Genomic DNA, 17,358 nt, shown 5'->3' with positions numbered 1-17,358 from the left:
CACTATGTTAAAAGTAGGGTTTGTAGGCTGGCGCGGCATGGTTGGATCTGTGCTGATGCAGCGCATGATGCAGGAAAACGATTTTGCCGAGATTGAACCGCAGTTTTTTACCACCTCGCAAACGGGTGGTGCTGCGCCTAAAGTAGGCAAAGACTCCCCTGCGCTCAAAGATGCCAAAAATATTGACGCCTTGCGCCAGATGGATGTGATCGTCACCTGTCAGGGTGGTGATTACACCAGCGAGGTGTTCCCACAATTGCGTGCAACCGGCTGGAACGGGCACTGGATTGATGCGGCCTCAACCTTACGCATGGAGCAAGACTCCGTCATTGTGTTAGACCCGGTCAATATGCATGTCATTAAAGATGCATTGGCCAATGGTGGCAAAAACTGGATTGGCGGCAACTGTACCGTGTCATTGATGTTGATGGCACTCAATGGTTTGTTCAAGGCGGACCTGGTTGAATGGGCGACCTCAATGACGTATCAGGCGGCGTCAGGCGCTGGTGCACAAAATATGCGCGAGCTGATTAACCAGATGGGTGTAATCAATGCTTCAGTGGCTGGGTTGCTGGCAGACCCGGCTTCTGCCATTTTGCAGATCGACAAAACCGTGGCAGATATTATCCGCAGTGAAGCCTTGCCAACCGCTAACTTTGGCGTGCCACTGGCTGGCAGCTTGATTCCATGGATTGATAAAGACCTGGGCAATGGCCAAAGCAAAGAAGAATGGAAGGGTGGCGTAGAGACCAACAAGATTTTAGGTCGTGAAGTCAATCCGATTGTGATTGATGGCTTGTGTGTACGCATCGGCGCCATGCGCTGCCATTCACAGGCGCTCACCATCAAGTTGCGTCAAGATGTGCCTATGGATGAAATTCACCAGATGCTGTCTGAAGCCAATGAGTGGGCCAAGGTGGTGTCGAATCAGCGTGTGGATAGTGTGACTGAGCTTACCCCTGCGGCGATTACAGGCACCTTAACCACTCCGGTGGGTCGTTTGCGCAAGTTGGCGATGGGTGGTGAATACCTGTCAGCCTTTACCGTGGGTGACCAGTTATTGTGGGGCGCAGCAGAGCCATTGCGTCGGATGTTGAGAATTCTGGTTGAAGCTTAAGTAATAGTTTAACTAGCAGCCCGTAAAGCCATGATTTATTAATGAAATCATGGTCTTTTCGGGCTTTTGCTTTTTATATAATCCTGTTTAATGAGGACTATAGCTTCAAATCGGTGTATTTATTGCTCCAAAGCCGCCTGGGCGCGCTTGCGTGGCTGTCTGAATGATGCTATTTTGACAAACGCCATGAATGAATAAGGGTTAATCGGTGAGTAAATTTCAATTAAAAAAAATAGCCTTTGCCTTGAGTTTGAGTACGGCCCTTTCGGTGCATGCCGCCGGTTTGGGGAGCATGATTTCAAGCTCGAAACTGGGTGAGCCGCTCAATGCGGAAATTGAGCTGCTGGCAGTCACGCCTGCAGAGCTCAATAGCATTCAGGCGGCGTTGGCCAGCGAGCAGGTCTATCAGGACCAGATGCTGGAAAAACCTGCTTCTTATCCTTTTATTAAAATTGAAGTCGGCAACAATACTAAAGGTCAGCCCATCCTCAAACTGACCAGCTCACAACCGATTACAGAGGCTTTCCTGGACATGCTGATTCAGGTGGATTGGCCAACTGGCCGCCTGGTCAAAGAGTATACCTTGCTGCTTGACCCGCCTGGTTTTAACTCTAATTATGTGTCTGAATCTGCCGGATTGCCGGTGACCGGCCAGACAGAAGTAGCTGCGCCTAGCAACAATGCCGCAGCGGCTGTTGCACGTGACACCACGCAGAACACTGCGCCAGAAGCCAGAAAGCCAGTGCAGGCCAAGCCAGTGGTAGCAAAGCCTGCCCCTAAGCAAACTGTTGCGGAGGAATCTGCCAACACAGACGATGCATTAACCACCGAGCGTGGAGATACTTTATATGCGATTGCCAGACAAATGAAGCCTGACAATGTCAGCGTAGAGCAAATGCTGGCAGCGCTGTATCAGTCGAATCAGCAAGCGTTTGATGGTAGAAACATGAACCGCTTAAAGGTCGGCAAGATTATTCGCATGCCAGACCAGGCAACGTTGAACAGTGTGAGCCGGCCGCAGGCAAAAAGTTTGATTGCCGAGCATGCGACCAATTGGCAAGCCTATAAAAACTCGCTGGCAAAAGTTGTTAAAGAAACAGCACCCAGCCAAACAGGCGGCAATACGCAGCAGTCTGCAGGCAAAATTGGCGCCGCAGGTGAAAAGCCTGTGCCTCAAGCCAAAGCGGGTAAAGATGTCTTGAAGTTGTCTGCCGGTGACGAAAAGTCGACCACGCAAGCGGACAAAGCTGCTGCTAAAGCCTCTGCGACTGCGGCGCAAGAAGACGCTACCGCCAAGGCTAATGCCATCAAAGAAGAGCAATCTCGTGCCGCTGCGCTGGAAAAACAAGTCGCAGACATGAAAAAGCTGATGGAGATGAAAAATAGCGCCATGGCGCAAGCAGAGAAAAATGCTGCCCAGGCTGCTGCTGACGCTAAAGTAGCGCCAAAAGCAGCCACTGAGGAAAAACCTGCTGAACAAGCCAGCACGCCAGCTGTGACACAACCAGTTGTGCCGTCAGCGCCTGTTGTAGAAGCCAAGCCGGCACCTGTTGCCGAGCCAGTCAAGCCTGAACTGCCTGCCGAAGCGCCTGTAACTGAGGTTGCCGTGCAGCAGCCGTCATTTATGCATGTGTTGCTAGAGCGTTTGAAAAATATCAGCCCGGTGTTGCCATTGGCATTGATTGCATTGCCTGTGCTGCTTTGTGTATGGGCGTTGATCCGTATTCGTCGTAAAAAACAGATTGATAACTTTGAAGACGTGATTGTGACGTCACCCGCGACCGAGATGCAGAACAATACGGTATTTGGTGATACTCAAGCGGCGGCTTCTGGCGATACCTCTTTTCTGACCGACTTCTCTCAAAGTGGTGTTGGCGGCATGATAGATTCGCATGACGTAGACCCGATTGCCGAGGCCGAGGTATACATGGCGTATGGCCGTGATGCACAAGCTGAGGAGATTCTCAAAGACGCGATTCAAAAAGACCCTGAGCGTCAGGAGCTTAAATTAAAATTGCTGGAGATTTATCAAACGACGGGCAATAAAGTCGCGTTTGAGTCACTCGCCAGCGACGTTTATGCCAAAGCGGGCCCTGCTGATGCGACTTGGTCAAAAGTCAGCGTCATGGGTCAGAAGCTGGATCCAGAAAATGCCTTGTATCAAAGCGTGCCATCAGCAGCTGGTGATGCGGCTATTGACGTCGCCACATCAGCTGCAGCGGTCGCGTTGCCCGTGACGGAAGCGCCAAACGAAGAGGATGCTTATCACTTTAACTTTGAAGCACCTGCGTTGGAGTTTGATGGGGCTTCAGAAGCTGTGGCTGCGGCCAGCGCTGAGCCAGAGACGCTCGCTGAGCGCACAGCTAGCGTTGCCGCAGAAGAAGTCAGTATGGCCTTTGTAGCTGATAAGCCAACGGCCTTGAGTGATGTAGATGCGCTGTCAGTTAATATGCCTGCACCTGATGCAAGTGAGACAGCGCTTGAGTTTTTAAACACACAGCCAAGTTCACTCGCGCCGGCAGATGAGCTTGCTCAAGCTGCAGAGACAGTGCGTTTTGAGGTGGAGCCCGGTTTCGAAGTTGAACCTGGTGTTGAGGTTGAACGTGCTGCCGCTGTAGAATCTGCTACTGATGATTTAACTAGTGATGATTTAAAAGATGGTTTAAGCGTTGACACTGATCTGGCGCTAACACCTAAAGCATTGGATTTGCCTTCTCTTAATTTAGAAGATGAAATCCAACGCGCCGACGCTAGCATTAGCACATTGTCAGCCACCACTGGTGAGCAAACGCTGTCTACTGATGATGCTGTATTTGAGTCTTTGCCTGAATTGTCGCTTGAGCTGGGTAGCCCGAGTGGTGACAAGGCTGAACAGGCGGCAGATGATGGTCTGGAGATTGAGGAAATCAGCCTGGGCTCTGCTGAGGCACTCTTGAATGAGTCGCCTGCTGTAGACGTTGCGGGCGATCATGTGGCTTTTCCTGAAATCTCTCTGGATGTTGCAGAAGCTTCTGTAGCAAGCACTGAGTCTATAGCCGATGAGCCGGAAGAGGTGAATACCAAGTTAGACTTGATTCAGGCCTATATCGACATGGAAGATGTGGTGGGGGCCAAAGAGTTAATTGACGAGGTGCTGGCTGAGGGCGGTGAGCGCCAGCAGCAGCGAGCCAGCGAATTGCTTGCAAAAATTGCTTAAAACAAGGCCGGATTCCCGGCCTTGTTCATATTGTCTGGCGCTGATTGATGGCTGAGCCAGATTTGGCGTAATCACAGGCAGCCCTTATACTAGGCGCCATGAAAATTGCGATTGGTATTGAATATCACGGCGCCTATTTTCAGGGGTGGCAAAGTCAGCCTAATGCAGCAGGCGTACAAGATGCCATTGAGCATGCGATTGCACAAGTGGGTGGTGCCAAAGTGCGTTTGCATGCGGCGGGGCGGACCGATGCAGGCGTGCATGCTTTGATGCAAGTGGCACATTTTGAAACCTCTGTGGTCAGACCGTTAAGCGCGTGGGTGCGAGGCACCAACGCGCATTTGCCTGCCTGGGTGCGTATATTGTGGGCAGTCGAGGTTGCAGATGACTTTCATGCCAGGTTTAGTGCCCGTGCGCGTAGCTATCAATATGTGTTGCATAACCATGCGGTAGCACCCGCCAGTCAGCATGGCCGCGTGGGCTGGTATCACAGGCCTTTGGACGTGGCAGTGATGCAGAAGGCGGTGCCAGTGTTGCTTGGTGAGCATGATTTCAGTGCTTTTCGGGCCAGCGAATGCCAGGCCAGCACGCCGATACGAACCATGCATCGTGCGGATATTACGCAACAAGGCCGATACATTATTTTTAGCTTTCAGGCTAACGCGTTTTTGCAGCACCAGATTCGTAATATGGTTGGCGCCTTGGTCTATGTAGGGCAGGGCAAATTAAGTGCCACTGCGTTTGCCGATTTACTGCAGAACAAAGACCGGCGTCTTTCACCGCCTACGTTTATGCCGGATGGCTTGTATTTTACGGGTGTCGCTTATGATGCCAGTTGGCAATTACCTGCTTGCGAAGCACGCTGGGACTAAAGAAAGCACTCAACTCAATGACAAGAACCAGGGTTAAAATTTGTGGCATCACTCGTTTGGAGGATGCGCTGACCGCGATTGCTGCGGGGACTGATGCATTGGGCTTTGTATTTTACGCGCCGAGTCCGCGCGCCGTCAGCGCCGTGCAGGCGCAGGCCATCATGGCCGCGTTGCCGCCCTTTGTGAGTAAAGTAGGCTTGTTTGTGAATGCCTCCGCAGACGAGGTGCGACAAGTGATTGCAAGCACAGGTCTCGACTATTTACAGTTTCATGGGGACGAATCAGCAGACTATTGTGCACAATTTAATCTGCCATATTACAAAGCAATCCGCGTCAAACCAGGGGTAAATTTGGTACAATGCGAGCTTGATTTTGCGTCAGCGTCAGCCTTGCTGCTGGACACTTACTCTGAAAAAGCCGTGGGAGGTACAGGTGAAGCATTTGACTGGTCTTTGATTCCTGCCGGTTTAAGCAAGCCGCTGATTTTGGCAGGCGGTTTAAATGCAGAGAATGTCATGCAAGCCACGCGTCAGGTGCATCCTTATGCACTGGATGTAAGTGGCGGGGTAGAGGCACAAAAAGGGGTGAAATCCCCGCAAAAGATAGCTGCATTCATGCAGCAAGTGGTGCAGTGTGATGCTGCACGTAATGGGCGGATTGAGTAAAGAAAACGAGAGACGGAGTAACGCATGCAAGTCTATGACATGCCAGATGAGCACGGTCATTTTGGCCCTTTTGGTGGCGTTTTTGTCGCAGAAACCCTGGTGGAAGCCCTGGAAGAACTGCGGTTGATGTATGAGAAGTACCGTCACGACCCCGAGTTTTTGGCCGAATATGCTTATGATCTTAAGCATTTTGTTGGTCGCCCGAGTCCGATTTATCACGCAAAGCGATTGTCCGACAAGGTTGGCGGCGCACAGATTTATCTTAAGCGCGAAGATTTAAACCACACTGGCGCGCACAAAATCAACAACACCATTGGCCAGGCATTGTTGGCCAAGCGCATGGGTAAGCCGCGTGTGATTGCAGAGACCGGCGCTGGCCAGCATGGTGTGGCAACCGCAACCATTGCGGCCCGTTTAGGCCTTGAGTGCGTGGTGTACATGGGGGCAGAGGACGTAAAACGTCAGGCACCCAATGTGTTCCGTATGAAGTTGCTGGGCGCCACCGTCGTGCCCGTCGAAAGCGGCTCAAAAACCCTTAAAGACGCCTTGAATGAGGCCATGCGTGACTGGGTCACCAATATCTCTAATACTTTTTACATTATCGGCACCGTGGCCGGGCCGCATCCTTACCCGATGATGGTGCGTGACTTTCAGGCCGTGATTGGCATTGAAGCCAAAGAGCAGATGCAGGAAATGGTTGGCCGCCAACCGGATGCTATCGTCGCCTGTGTCGGCGGTGGTTCTAATGCCATGGGGATTTTTTATCCCTATATTGATGTAGAAGGCGTGCGCCTGATTGGCGTAGAAGCAGGTGGCCATGGTTTGAGTACTGGCCAGCACGCGGCGCCATTAACCACAAACAGTCCGATAGGCGTGTTGCACGGTAACCGTACCTATCTGATGCAGGATGAAGATGGCAACATCATTGAAACACACTCCATTTCTGCTGGCCTGGATTATCCCGGTGTTGGCCCTGAGCATGCCTGGTTAAAAGATATCAAACGCGCTGAATACGTCGCGATCACCGATGAAGAGGCGATGACCGCTTTTCATAATTTGTGTCGCACCGAGGGGATTATCCCGGCGATGGAATCCAGCCATGCCTTGGCACACGCAGAAAAACTGGCAAAAACCATGTCCCCAGACCAGATCGTGCTGGTGAACCTGTCAGGTCGTGGTGACAAAGACATTAATACCGTGGCGCGTTTAGCTAATATTACCCTGTGACCTTTGGCCGTTTTGCGCTAATGCAGTGAATCATTTAGCGCAAACATGCATTACAAATCCACGGTCTTTATTTGAATTAATTAAAAAAGCATTCTTATGTCCCGCATTCAATCTGTATTTGCCAGCCTCAAGGCACAAGGTAAAAAGGCACTGATTCCCTACATTACAGCGGGTGATCCACACCCTGATCAAACCGTGCCCTTGTTGCATGCATTAGTCGCTGCTGGCGCCGATATGATTGAGCTTGGGGTGCCTTTTTCTGACCCGATGGCAGATGGCCCGGTGATTCAGCGCGCCAGTGAGCGCGCACTGGTACACAAAATGGGCCTGCGTAAAGTGCTGGCCATGGTCAAAGAGTTTCGCGCAAGCAATCAAATAACGCCTATCGTACTCATGGGCTATGCTAATCCGATTGAGGCCATGGGTAGCGAGCAGTTCGTGGCTCTGGCTAAAGAATCAGGGGTTGATGGTGTACTCACGGTGGATTATCCGCCTGAAGAGTGCGAAGTATTTAATCAACAGCTGGCTGGTGCAGATATTGATAGCATTTTTCTGTTATCGCCGACAACTGAGCCATCACGCACTGAACTCATCGTAAAACAGGCCACCGGCTTTTTGTACTATGTCTCGCTAAAAGGCGTGACTGGCGCAGCCAACCTGGATATTGTTGAAGTGAAAAAGCGCGTGGCAGAGATACGCAAACAGACCAGCATGCCGATTGGTGTTGGCTTTGGCGTGAAAGATGCGGCCACGGCGCGTGAAGTGGCCACCATTGCCGATGCGGTTGTCGTGGGCAGTCGTATGGTGCTGGCGATTGAAAACTCTGACGCCGGTAACTTGATCGCCAATGTGCAGGCATTAACCAAAGAATTACGTACTGCGATTGACTCTGTATAGGCCATTCATTGATGTCTTCAGAATATCGCAATATCAAAGCAGGAGAAACTATGAGCTGGTTAGACAAGATTCCACAAAAAATTAAACGTGCCGTTGGTTCTGTACAAAAACGTAATGTGCCTGAGGGCCTATGGCATAAATGTGATGCCTGCCAAACAGTGCTTTATCGTACAGATCTGGATGCCAACCTGGAGGTTTGCCCGCAGTGTGGACATCACCACCGCCTGGGTGCCCGTGGCCGCCTGGATGTATTGCTGGATGCGGAAGGCCGCATTGAAATTGGCGCCGACGTAACCCCTGTCGATGCGCTCAAGTTTAAAGATAGCAAAACTTACGCCGAGCGCATGAAGACGGCGCAGCGTGACGTCAAAGAAAAAGATGCACTGATTGTGATGCGAGGCACGATAGAAACCGTGCCTGTGGTCGCAGCCGTGTTTGAGTTTAAGTTTATGGGTGGCTCTATGGGCTCTGTGGTTGGCGAGCGCTTTGTGCGTGGTGTACAAGCTGCCATCGAGAACAAATCTGCGTTCATTTGTATTTCTGCCAGTGGCGGTGCGCGTATGCAAGAAGGCTTGTTGTCATTGATGCAAATGGCTAAAACCAGCGCTGCATTGACCAAGTTGTCTGAAGCTGGCTTGCCATATATCTCGGTATTAACCGACCCGACCATGGGTGGGGTTTCAGCCAGTTTTGCCATGCTGGGTGACGTGATTATCGCGGAGCCCAATGCGCTTATCGGCTTTGCTGGCCCGCGTGTGATTGAGCAGACCGTGCGCGAAACGTTGCCAGAAGGCTTCCAGCGTGCAGAGTTTCTGTTGACGCACGGCGCCATTGATATGATTGTCGACCGTCGTGAAATGCGCGCCAAAATGAGCCAGCTATTGGCCAGTTTTTTGAATATTAACAAAGCTGCCTGATGCCACCTGTGATATCCGAGCTGCCGCAAACAGTTGAAGATTGGCTCGGCTATATTGAATCCTTGCACCCCAAATCCATAGAAATGGGCTTGGGTCGTGTACAAACGGTGGCAGCACGCTTGCAGTTGCAGTTTCCGTTTATCGTGATTACTGTCGGCGGCACCAACGGTAAAGGCTCAAGCTGTGCCATGCTGGAGCGTATTTACCATGCGGCAGGTTACCAGGTTGGCTGCTATACCTCACCACATCTTGTGCATTATCAGGAGCGCGTGCGCTTTAATGCACAGGTGATTGCCGATGCGTTGCTATGTCAGGCTTTTGCTGCCGTGGAGCAGGCGCGCGGTGACATCACACTCACTTATTTTGAAATGGGCACGCTGGCCGCCCTGTGGGCATTTGAGCAACAACCGCTAGACGTCGTGATTCTCGAGGTCGGGTTGGGCGGGCGCCTCGATGCTGTCAATATTGTTGATGCTGATTGTGCGATCGTGACCAATGTTGACCTTGATCACATGGAGTTTTTAGGTGACACGCGTGAATTGATTGGCCATGAAAAAGCAGGCATTTATCGTCAGCCGCAAATTGCGATTTGTGGTGATATCGCACCACCAGCATCATTGTTGGCGTATGCAGAGACACTTGGCGTCAAGCTGAATCGTTTTGGTGTGGATTACCAGATTGATATGACAGACACGCAACACGCGCACTACCGTGATGCGCAAGGCGAGCTGGATGTTGGTACCTTGCGTTTGTTTGGCCATTACCAATGGAACAATGCCGCTAATGTCATCTTTGCCGTGCGAGCATTACAAGCCACATTGCCGGTGGCTGAGGTGCAAATGTTGCAGGCATTGACGGCGACTGAAGTCACCGGGCGTTTTCAATACTGGCAACAGGCACCAGATGTGATTCTGGATGTCGCGCATAACCCGCATGCAGCGCGTGCATTGCGCGATAATTTGCAACGCCTGGCAGCGGATGGTAGTCAGGTAATTGCCGTGTTTTCCATGCTGTCTGACAAAGACATCGCCAGTGTGGTTGATATCCTGCATGCAGTGATTGATACATGGCATATTGCGCCTATACAGCATCCACGCGCAGCCAGCATGGATTACTTGCACGCGAGTTTAAGCCAAAAAGTGCCGCTGGCACATATTCATCGACATACAGATTTGCCAACAGCATTGCAGACTGCTTATAAAAAAGCAGCAAAAAATGATAAAATTATCGTGTTCGGCTCATTCTTTACCGTGGCTGCAATACTGGAATTAACGCCTGATCAATGGGGCGCATAAGTGCGGCCTGTGACCTACATGGACCTGAGTTAGAACTTCAAACAAGATGGCGAGAGATGCTTTGACAGACAACGAACTGTTGCTCAAAAAAACTGCCCGCAGGCGGTTGGTAGGGGCAATCACCCTGGTGGTTTTGATGCTGATTGTGCTGCCTTTTGTGCTTAAGGACAGGGTGATTGAGTCTAGCCATGACAACGTAGAAATTACGGTGGTGAATCGCCAAGCCAATCGCGAGCCTATTCTAGAATTGCCGGACGACGAAGTGGTGCTGGATAACGAAGCGGCTACCACTGCTAATGCGTCTGAAACGGCCACCCAAGACGTCGCTGAAGCGCGTATTGAAGAGGCCCCTGCCCCGGTTGCGCCACAGAAAACAACGAAACCTGAGCCGGCCAAACCGGCAGTGACGCCAGAGCCAGCCCCGGTGGTAGTGAAGCCTGCACCAGCCATTGAAACCCAAAGTTGAACCCAAAGTTGAACCCAAAGTTGAACCCAAAGTTGAACCCAAAGTTGAACCCAAAGTTGAACCCAAAGTTGCGGCGGTTAAACCCGCACCTAAAGAAGCGCCTGTTGCGTCCGATAAAAAAACAGGGCAGTTTTTTGTACAGTTTGGTGTATTTTCAGACCCTAAAAACCTGGAAAACCTGCAAGGTAAGCTGAAGCAGGCGGGGTTTGAGGCTGCCACTGAAAAAGTCGATGCCGCCGGGCAGAAGTTACGCTTGCGTACGCGTACTTATGCCACGCGCAACGATGCCGCCGCCGCCTTGAAAAAGCTGGAAGCGGCCGGATTTAGCGGTATTGTGGCTAGCAAGTCCTGACATCCGCCATGACCGCTTTTGATTATCTGGTACTGGGCATCATTGGTTTCTCCATTTTAGTGGGTCTGATGCGTGGTGCCATCCGCGAGCTATTTTCTGTGTTGGGCTGGATATTGGCTTTTTATCTGGCTAACCGTTTTAATGGTGAAGTGATGGCCTACATGCCTGAGCAGATTCCTGGCGAAGCAGTCAAAGCCATGGCGGCATTTTTGGTGGTATTTTTACTGGTGCTGTTTCTATGCGCTTTGTTGGCGCTGCTGCTTACCACGCTGATCAAGGCGATTGGTTTAGGCGGATTTAACAGAATACTCGGTGGCGTAGCAGGTGTGGTAAAAGGTGTGTTAGTCGTGTGTATTCTGGTGATGCTGGCCGCCATGACTGATTTACCAAAAGACCCGCGCTGGGCAAATGCTACATTCAGTGCGCCAGTGGAGGCGCTGGTCTTGAAATTGCTACCGTTGATGCCATCTAGTATTGCTAGGCATGTACATTTGGATCATCAGCGGGTAGATGAGTCTGCTATTTAATTTGTAATCAAGTGTTTGATAGGATGTCGCTATGTGTGGAATTATCGGTATTGTAGGCAAAAACCCGGTGAGTCAGTTGTTGTATGACGGTTTGCTGGTATTACAGCACCGTGGTCAGGATGCCGCTGGTATCGTCACTTGTGATGGCAATACTTTCCACATGCATAAAAATAATGGCCTGGTGAAAGATGTGTTTCACACACGCCACATGCGTAACCTGGTCGGCAATGTTGGCATTGCCCATGTGCGTTATCCAACAGCAGGCTCTTCAAGCGCCGCTGAAGCGCAGCCGTTTTATGTGAACTCACCATTTGGCATTGTGTTAGGCCATAACGGCAACCTGACTAACTCAGAGCAACTCAAGTCTGAAATGTTCAGGCAAGACCTGCGCCACATTAACACCAACTCTGACTCTGAAGTATTGTTGAATGTGCTGGCACATGAGATTGAAAGTACCTCAAAAAATGCATTGCTCAACAGCGACATGGTATTTGATGCGGTTGCCGCCGTACATAGACGCTGCAAGGGTGCTTATGCGGTAGTCGCGATGATCGCTAACTTTGGCCTGCTGGCGTTTCGTGACCCCAATGGCATTCGCCCATTGGTTATTGGCAAACAAGTCACCGACAAAGGCACAGAGCATATTGTTGCCTCTGAAAGTGTGGCGCTGGATGTGCTGGGTTTTACCATGGTGCGCGATGTTGAACCTGGTGAAGCGGTGTTTATTGATATGGACGGCAACCTGTTTAGCCGTCAATGTGCAGCCAACCCAAAACTGACCTCCTGCATTTTTGAGTATGTTTACCTCGCTCGCCCAGACTCTGTGATCGACGGCGTCTCTGTGTACCAGACTCGCCTGGATATGGGCACTTTGCTGGCTGAAAAAATCAAACGTGAGTGGGCCGATAAAAAAATTGATGTCGTGATCCCGATTCCTGATACCAGCCGCCCCAGTGCTTTGCAGCTCGGCATTGCGTTGGGCCTCGATTACCGTGAAGGCTTTATCAAAAACCGCTATATTGGCCGCACGTTTATTATGCCGGGTCAGGCCTTGCGTAAAAAATCAGTGCGCCAAAAACTCAACCCGATCGGTATTGAGTTTAAAGGCAAAAATGTGTTGCTGGTGGATGACTCCATTGTGCGTGGAACCACTTCGCAACAGATCGTGCAGATGGCACGTGATGCCGGTGCCAACAAAGTTTACTTCGCTTCTGCAGCGCCTCCAGTGCGTTATCCAAACGTGTATGGCATTGATATGCCTAGCCGTCATGAGCTGTTGGCGACTAACCGTACCGATGAAGAAATTTGTGCCGAAATCGGTGCCGATGCGCTGATTTATCAAGACCTGGATGCATTGCGCGAAAGCATCGCCAAGTCAAATCCACATATGACAGAATTTGACTGTAGTTGTTTTGACGGCAAATATGTCACCGGTGATATTGATGCGGCCTACTTAAACCGCATTGAGTCTGCGCGTAGTGACATGAATAAAAAGCAGCTGCCGCCCAACTCGGCAACTCAGCTTGACTTAAACCTGTTGTCTACAGACTTGGTGGGTGCCGAGTAAAGGTTGACAGCCGCCAGTAAAAGGCGTTTAATCAAATTGCGCTGATTTGAGTGGCGAACTTTAAACGAAGCCAAACTCAGCTTGCGGGCGCATTATAAATACTGCTAAAGCGAGAGCCCAAAGACCCGTTTTAGCGCAATGCTGAAACGGGTTTTTTATTGTCCAACGCGCAAGCCTATGTTGCTTGTGCCGGAATGTCCGCCCTGGACAGAAGTTTGAGGAATCATGAACGATCAATACCATTTGGAAACGCTGGCGGTACGTGCTGGCACCTTAACCACCGAGTTCGGCGAGAACTCAGAGGCGTTGTTTTTAAATTCCAGTTTTCGCTTTAAAAGTGCGGCGCAGGCGGCAGCCCGTTTTGGCGGCACCGAACCAGGCAATATTTACTCGCGCTTTACCAACCCCACCGTGACCATGTTTCAGGATAAGCTTGCGGCATTGGAAGGGGCAGAGCAGTGCGTGGCAACGGCCAGTGGCATGTCTGCCATTTTGGCGTGCATCATGGGCATTTGCAGTGCAGGGGATCATATCGTCGCTTCCCGCAGCATATTTGGTACCACGGTGCAATTATTCACCAACATTCTCAAACGCTGGGGGTTGGAGGTCACATTGGTGTCGCTGACTGATGTTGGCGCGTGGCAAGCCGCATCAAAGCCAAATACCAAGCTGTTTTTTGCCGAAACGCCTTCTAATCCGCTGACTGAAGTCGGCGACATTGCCAAGCTGGCTGAAGTCGCCCACGCCGTTGGCGCTTATCTGGCGGTCGATAACTGCTTTTGCACACCAGCGTTGCAGCAACCACTCAAATTGGGGGCTGATATTGTGATTCACTCGGCAACGAAATACATTGATGGCCAGGGCCGGGTGCTGGGTGGTGCCGTGCTTGGTAGCAAGGCGATCATTGAACCCGTCTATGGCTTTTTACGCACAGCTGGCGTGACCATGAGTGCCTTTAATGCCTGGGTGTTTGTTAAGGGTCTGGAGACTTTGCAGGTGCGTATGGAGGCGCATGCGGTGCGCGCGCTGGCATTGGCGCAATGGTTGGAGCAACAACCTGGCGTCGCCCGTGTTTATTACCCGGGCTTGCCATCGCATCCGCAATATGCCTTGGCACAACAGCAGCAACGCCTGGGTGGCGGCATCGTCACTTTTGAGGTGAAGCCGCGCGCTGGTCAAACCGCACAAGAGGCGGCATGGGCCTTGATTGATGCCACGCGCCTGATTTCGATCACCGCAAACTTGGGCGATGCCAAATCAACGATTACGCATCCGGCAAGTACCACCCATAGTCGCGTCAGCGCCGAGGCGCGGGCCGAATCCGGCATCAAGGATAACCTGGTGAGGATTGCCGTCGGCCTGGAGCATATTGAAGACTTGAAAGCAGACTTGCAGTTGCTGACACAGTTTTAATCTAAACAGATAGATAGCCGCGCATGCCTTTGCGCGGTTTTTTTTGATTGTTTTGCTTCAAGTTTCAAATTCCCAGGTGCTGGCAGAGATTGCCTGCTCAGCCTGTCGTTCAGATGTGGTGAGCCACTCGTGCGCATCATTCTCACTTGTTTTGTTTGCTTAATTAACGCCTGCCTGCGCTGCCAGGCGTGATTAGGCGCGCCGTATTGCAGTAAATATGCTAAAATCGCGTGATAACTTTTAACTATAAATTGGGTCAAGAATGAGTCAGTCTCCAGATCAATTTGCTAAAGAAACCCTGCCTATCAGCTTAGAAGACGAGATGCGTCGTAGCTACCTCGATTACGCCATGAGCGTGATTGTAGGACGTGCGCTTCCTGATGTTCGCGATGGTTTAAAGCCTGTGCACAGACGCGTGTTGTTTGCCATGCACGAGCTGTCTAACGACTACAACAAGCCTTATAAAAAATCTGCCCGTATTGTCGGTGACGTGATCGGTAAGTACCACCCGCACGGCGACACTGCGGTGTATGACACCATTGTGCGTATGGCGCAAAACTTCTCATTGCGTTACATGCTGGTCGATGGCCAGGGTAACTTTGGTTCGGTCGATGGTGATAATGCGGCGGCGATGCGGTATACCGAAATCCGTATGTCTAAAATTGCACACGAGTTGCTGGCAGACATTGATAAAGAAACCGTAGATTTTGGCCCTAACTACGATGGTAGTGAGCATGAGCCGCTGATTATGCCTGCACGTATTCCTAACCTGCTGATCAACGGCAGCTCGGGGATTGCGGTGGGCATGGCGACCAATATCCCGCCACATAACCTGAATGAAGTGCTCAACGCCTGTTTTGCCGTATTAGAGAACCCTGAGATCACTATCGACGAGCTGATTGAGTTGATCCCGGCGCCGGACTTTCCGACGGCTGGCATTATTTACGGCACGGTGGGTGTCAAAGAAGGCTACCGCACAGGCCGTGGCCGCGTGGTGATGCGTGGCCGTACCCATTTTGAAGACCTGGACAAGGCTGGCGGTCGTCAGTCCATCATTATTGATGAGCTGCCGTATCAGGTGAACAAAAAAACACTGATTGAAAAAATCGCCGAACTGGTCAACGAGAAAAAAATAGAGGGTATCTCAGACCTGCGCGATGAGTCTGACAAATCTGGCATGCGCGTGGTGATTGAGCTCAAGCGCGGCGAAGTGCCAGAGGTGATTTTAAACAACCTCTACAAGCAAACCCAGTTGCAAGATACGTTTGGTATGAACATGGTGGCGTTGATGGATGGCCAGCCACGTTTGCTCAACCTCAAGCAAATGCTGGAGGCGTTTTTGCGTCATCGCCGCGAAGTGGTGACGCGTCGTACCGTGTTCGAGCTGCGCAAGGCGCGTGATCGCGGCCATGTGCTGGAAGGCTTGGCCGTAGCACTGGCTAACGTCGATGACATGATTGCGATCATCAAAGCCGCACCTACACCCCCGGAAGCTAAAAAAGAGTTGATGGCACGCAGCTGGAATTCACCAGTGGTCGAAGAAATGCTTAAGCGTGCAGCCATGGAGGCTTCACGCCCCGAGGGCTTGTCGGTTGACTTTGGTTTAACGCCAAATGGCTATCAGTTGTCAGATGTGCAGGCACAAGAAATTCTGCAAATGCGCTTGCAACGCCTGACTGGTCTGGAACAAGACAAGATTGTCAACGAGTACAAAGAGGTGATGGATGTGATCGCCGACTTGCTGGACATTCTGGCCAAACCTGAGCGCGTGACGGCTATTATTGTGGAAGAGTTGAACGAGATTCAGAAGATGTTTGGTGACAAGCGTCGCTCTGAAATTGAACAAAATACGCAAGACTTGTCGCTCGAAGATTTGATTACGCCGCAAGATGTGGTGGTGACTTTATCGCACACCGGCTATGTGAAATCACAGCCGCTGGATGAGTACCGTGCACAGCGTCGTGGTGGCCGTGGTAAGCAGGCTGCTGCAACTAAAGAAGATGACTTCATCGACAAAATGTTTGTGGCTAACACACATGATTACATTCTGTGTTTTAGCAGCCGTGGTCGTGTCTACTGGCTGAAGGTCTACGAAGTGCCGCAAGGTAGCCGTGTCAGCCGCGGCAAGCCGATTGTGAACCTGTTCCCGTTGGAAGAGGGCGAGAAAATCAACGCCATCCTGCCGGTCAAAGAGTTTGATGAAAATCACTACGTGTTTATGGCCACAGCCAAAGGCACGGTGAAAAAGACTGCACTGACTGAATTTGCGAACCCGCGTAAGTCAGGCATCATCGCTATTAATCTGGATGAGGGTGATTACCTGATTGGCGCTGAAGTCACCAATGGCCAGAACGACATTGTACTGGTTTCCAACGGCGGTAAAGCAGTTTGGTTTACCGAAGATGATGTGCGCCCGATGGGTCGTGCAACACGTGGTGTGCGTGGCATGAAACTCGCTGTTAAACAGCAGGTCTTGTCTTTATTAATCGCTGAAAACGACCAGCAGTCTGTGTTGGTGGCCACTGAAAATGGTTACGGCAAGCGCACTGTGTTGTCTGAATTCCGTCATTCAGGTCGCGGCACGCAAGGCGTGAAAGCGATTGCGATTAGTGAGCGTAACGGTTTGGCTGTTGCGGCAAGGCTAGTCACGGCTGACGATGAAATCATGCTGATTACGACCGGCGGCGTGTTGATTCGCACCCGCGTCAAAGAAATCCGCGACATGGGCCGTGCCGCACAAGGCGTGACCCTGATTAATCTGGGTGAAGGTGAGAAATTGTCAGGTCTGGAGAAAATTGTAGAGACCGACGATGATGGTGAAGATGGCGAAGAATAAGCTCAGCGAAG

At 51.2% G+C, this 17,358-nt stretch carries 14 protein-coding genes; all 14 read left to right on the top strand.

Annotated features, from left to right (window positions below; translation table 11 throughout):
• Positions 1 to 4: 4 nt before the first annotated feature.
• The 14 genes from asd (at position 5) to gyrA (ending at position 17,347) form a co-directional block, all read left to right on the top strand.
• On the top strand, positions 5 to 1,117 hold the full coding sequence (asd, locus tag METH5_RS0113750; protein ID WP_029149047.1) for an aspartate-semialdehyde dehydrogenase: 1,113 nt from the start codon (positions 5 to 7) through the stop codon (positions 1,115 to 1,117).
• Positions 1,118 to 1,325: 208 nt separating this feature from the next.
• Positions 1,326 to 4,313 carry a FimV/HubP family polar landmark protein gene (locus tag METH5_RS0113740; RefSeq protein ID WP_029149046.1) on the top strand — a complete coding sequence of 996 codons (2,988 nt, stop codon included), beginning with the start codon at positions 1,326 to 1,328 and terminating at the stop codon, positions 4,311 to 4,313.
• 98 nt (positions 4,314 to 4,411) lie between these two features.
• The gene (truA, locus tag METH5_RS0113735; RefSeq protein WP_029149045.1) at positions 4,412 to 5,185 is read left to right on the top strand and encodes a tRNA pseudouridine(38-40) synthase TruA; all 774 of its coding nucleotides are present in this window, start codon (positions 4,412 to 4,414) and stop codon (positions 5,183 to 5,185) included.
• 17 nt (positions 5,186 to 5,202) lie between these two features.
• Positions 5,203 to 5,850, top strand: coding sequence for a phosphoribosylanthranilate isomerase (locus tag METH5_RS0113730; protein WP_029149044.1), 648 nt, complete (start codon positions 5,203 to 5,205; stop codon positions 5,848 to 5,850).
• Between the two features lie 24 nt (positions 5,851 to 5,874).
• Positions 5,875 to 7,077, top strand: coding sequence for a tryptophan synthase subunit beta (gene trpB, locus METH5_RS0113725; RefSeq protein ID WP_029149043.1), 1,203 nt, complete (start codon positions 5,875 to 5,877; stop codon positions 7,075 to 7,077).
• Positions 7,078 to 7,173: 96 nt separating this feature from the next.
• Positions 7,174 to 7,974 (top strand): tryptophan synthase subunit alpha, encoded by an 801-nt coding sequence (gene trpA, locus METH5_RS0113720; RefSeq protein WP_029149042.1) that lies wholly within the window; start codon positions 7,174 to 7,176, stop codon positions 7,972 to 7,974.
• A gap of 50 nt (positions 7,975 to 8,024) precedes the next feature.
• A complete protein-coding gene (gene accD, locus METH5_RS0113715; RefSeq protein ID WP_029149041.1) occupies positions 8,025 to 8,891 on the top strand; it encodes an acetyl-CoA carboxylase, carboxyltransferase subunit beta in 867 nt (288 codons plus the stop codon).
• Positions 8,891 to 10,186, top strand: coding sequence for a bifunctional tetrahydrofolate synthase/dihydrofolate synthase (gene folC / locus METH5_RS0113710; protein WP_081726747.1), 1,296 nt, complete (start codon positions 8,891 to 8,893; stop codon positions 10,184 to 10,186). The genes accD and folC overlap by 1 nt, the downstream gene beginning before the upstream one ends.
• 61 nt (positions 10,187 to 10,247) lie before the next feature.
• Complete coding sequence (locus METH5_RS15940; RefSeq protein ID WP_232411057.1) at positions 10,248 to 10,652, top strand: hypothetical protein; 405 nt, start codon at positions 10,248 to 10,250, stop codon at positions 10,650 to 10,652.
• Positions 10,636 to 11,004, top strand: a complete 369-nt coding sequence (locus tag METH5_RS15935; RefSeq protein WP_232411056.1) for an SPOR domain-containing protein — start codon at positions 10,636 to 10,638, stop codon at positions 11,002 to 11,004. The genes METH5_RS15940 and METH5_RS15935 overlap by 17 nt, the downstream gene beginning before the upstream one ends.
• 8 nt (positions 11,005 to 11,012) lie before the next feature.
• A complete protein-coding gene (locus tag METH5_RS0113700; protein ID WP_029149039.1) occupies positions 11,013 to 11,531 on the top strand; it encodes a CvpA family protein in 519 nt (172 codons plus the stop codon).
• A 31-nt stretch (positions 11,532 to 11,562) separates the two neighbouring features.
• Positions 11,563 to 13,098, top strand: coding sequence for an amidophosphoribosyltransferase (gene purF / locus METH5_RS0113695; RefSeq protein ID WP_029149038.1), 1,536 nt, complete (start codon positions 11,563 to 11,565; stop codon positions 13,096 to 13,098).
• 225 nt (positions 13,099 to 13,323) lie between these two features.
• The gene (locus METH5_RS0113690) at positions 13,324 to 14,511 is read left to right on the top strand and encodes an O-succinylhomoserine sulfhydrylase (protein ID WP_029149037.1); all 1,188 of its coding nucleotides are present in this window, start codon (positions 13,324 to 13,326) and stop codon (positions 14,509 to 14,511) included.
• 262 nt (positions 14,512 to 14,773) lie between these two features.
• Complete coding sequence (gyrA, locus tag METH5_RS0113680) at positions 14,774 to 17,347, top strand: DNA gyrase subunit A (RefSeq protein ID WP_029149035.1); 2,574 nt, start codon at positions 14,774 to 14,776, stop codon at positions 17,345 to 17,347.
• Positions 17,348 to 17,358 lie beyond the last annotated feature (11 nt).

Source organism: Methylophilus sp. 5, from assembly GCF_000515275.1.
Lineage (GTDB): Bacteria > Pseudomonadota > Gammaproteobacteria > Burkholderiales > Methylophilaceae > Methylophilus.
Note: the sequence above shows the minus strand (reverse complement) of the source record. Positions and strands in the feature narration are given on the sequence as shown.

Excerpts from the sequence above, each read along its gene's own strand:
- asd (WP_029149047.1), top strand. The coding sequence starts at position 5 with ATGTTAAAAGTAGGGTTTGTAGGCTGGCGCGGCATGGTTGGATCTGTG.
- truA (WP_029149045.1), top strand. The coding sequence starts at position 4,412 with ATGAAAATTGCGATTGGTATTGAATATCACGGCGCCTATTTTCAGGGG.
- METH5_RS0113730 (WP_029149044.1), top strand. The coding sequence starts at position 5,203 with ATGACAAGAACCAGGGTTAAAATTTGTGGCATCACTCGTTTGGAGGAT.
- trpB (WP_029149043.1), top strand. The coding sequence starts at position 5,875 with ATGCAAGTCTATGACATGCCAGATGAGCACGGTCATTTTGGCCCTTTT.
- trpA (WP_029149042.1), top strand. The coding sequence starts at position 7,174 with ATGTCCCGCATTCAATCTGTATTTGCCAGCCTCAAGGCACAAGGTAAA.
- accD (WP_029149041.1), top strand. The coding sequence starts at position 8,025 with ATGAGCTGGTTAGACAAGATTCCACAAAAAATTAAACGTGCCGTTGGT.
- folC (WP_081726747.1), top strand. The coding sequence starts at position 8,891 with ATGCCACCTGTGATATCCGAGCTGCCGCAAACAGTTGAAGATTGGCTC.
- METH5_RS0113700 (WP_029149039.1), top strand. The coding sequence starts at position 11,013 with ATGACCGCTTTTGATTATCTGGTACTGGGCATCATTGGTTTCTCCATT.
- purF (WP_029149038.1), top strand. The coding sequence starts at position 11,563 with ATGTGTGGAATTATCGGTATTGTAGGCAAAAACCCGGTGAGTCAGTTG.
- METH5_RS0113690 (WP_029149037.1), top strand. The coding sequence starts at position 13,324 with ATGAACGATCAATACCATTTGGAAACGCTGGCGGTACGTGCTGGCACC.
- gyrA (WP_029149035.1), top strand. The coding sequence starts at position 14,774 with ATGAGTCAGTCTCCAGATCAATTTGCTAAAGAAACCCTGCCTATCAGC.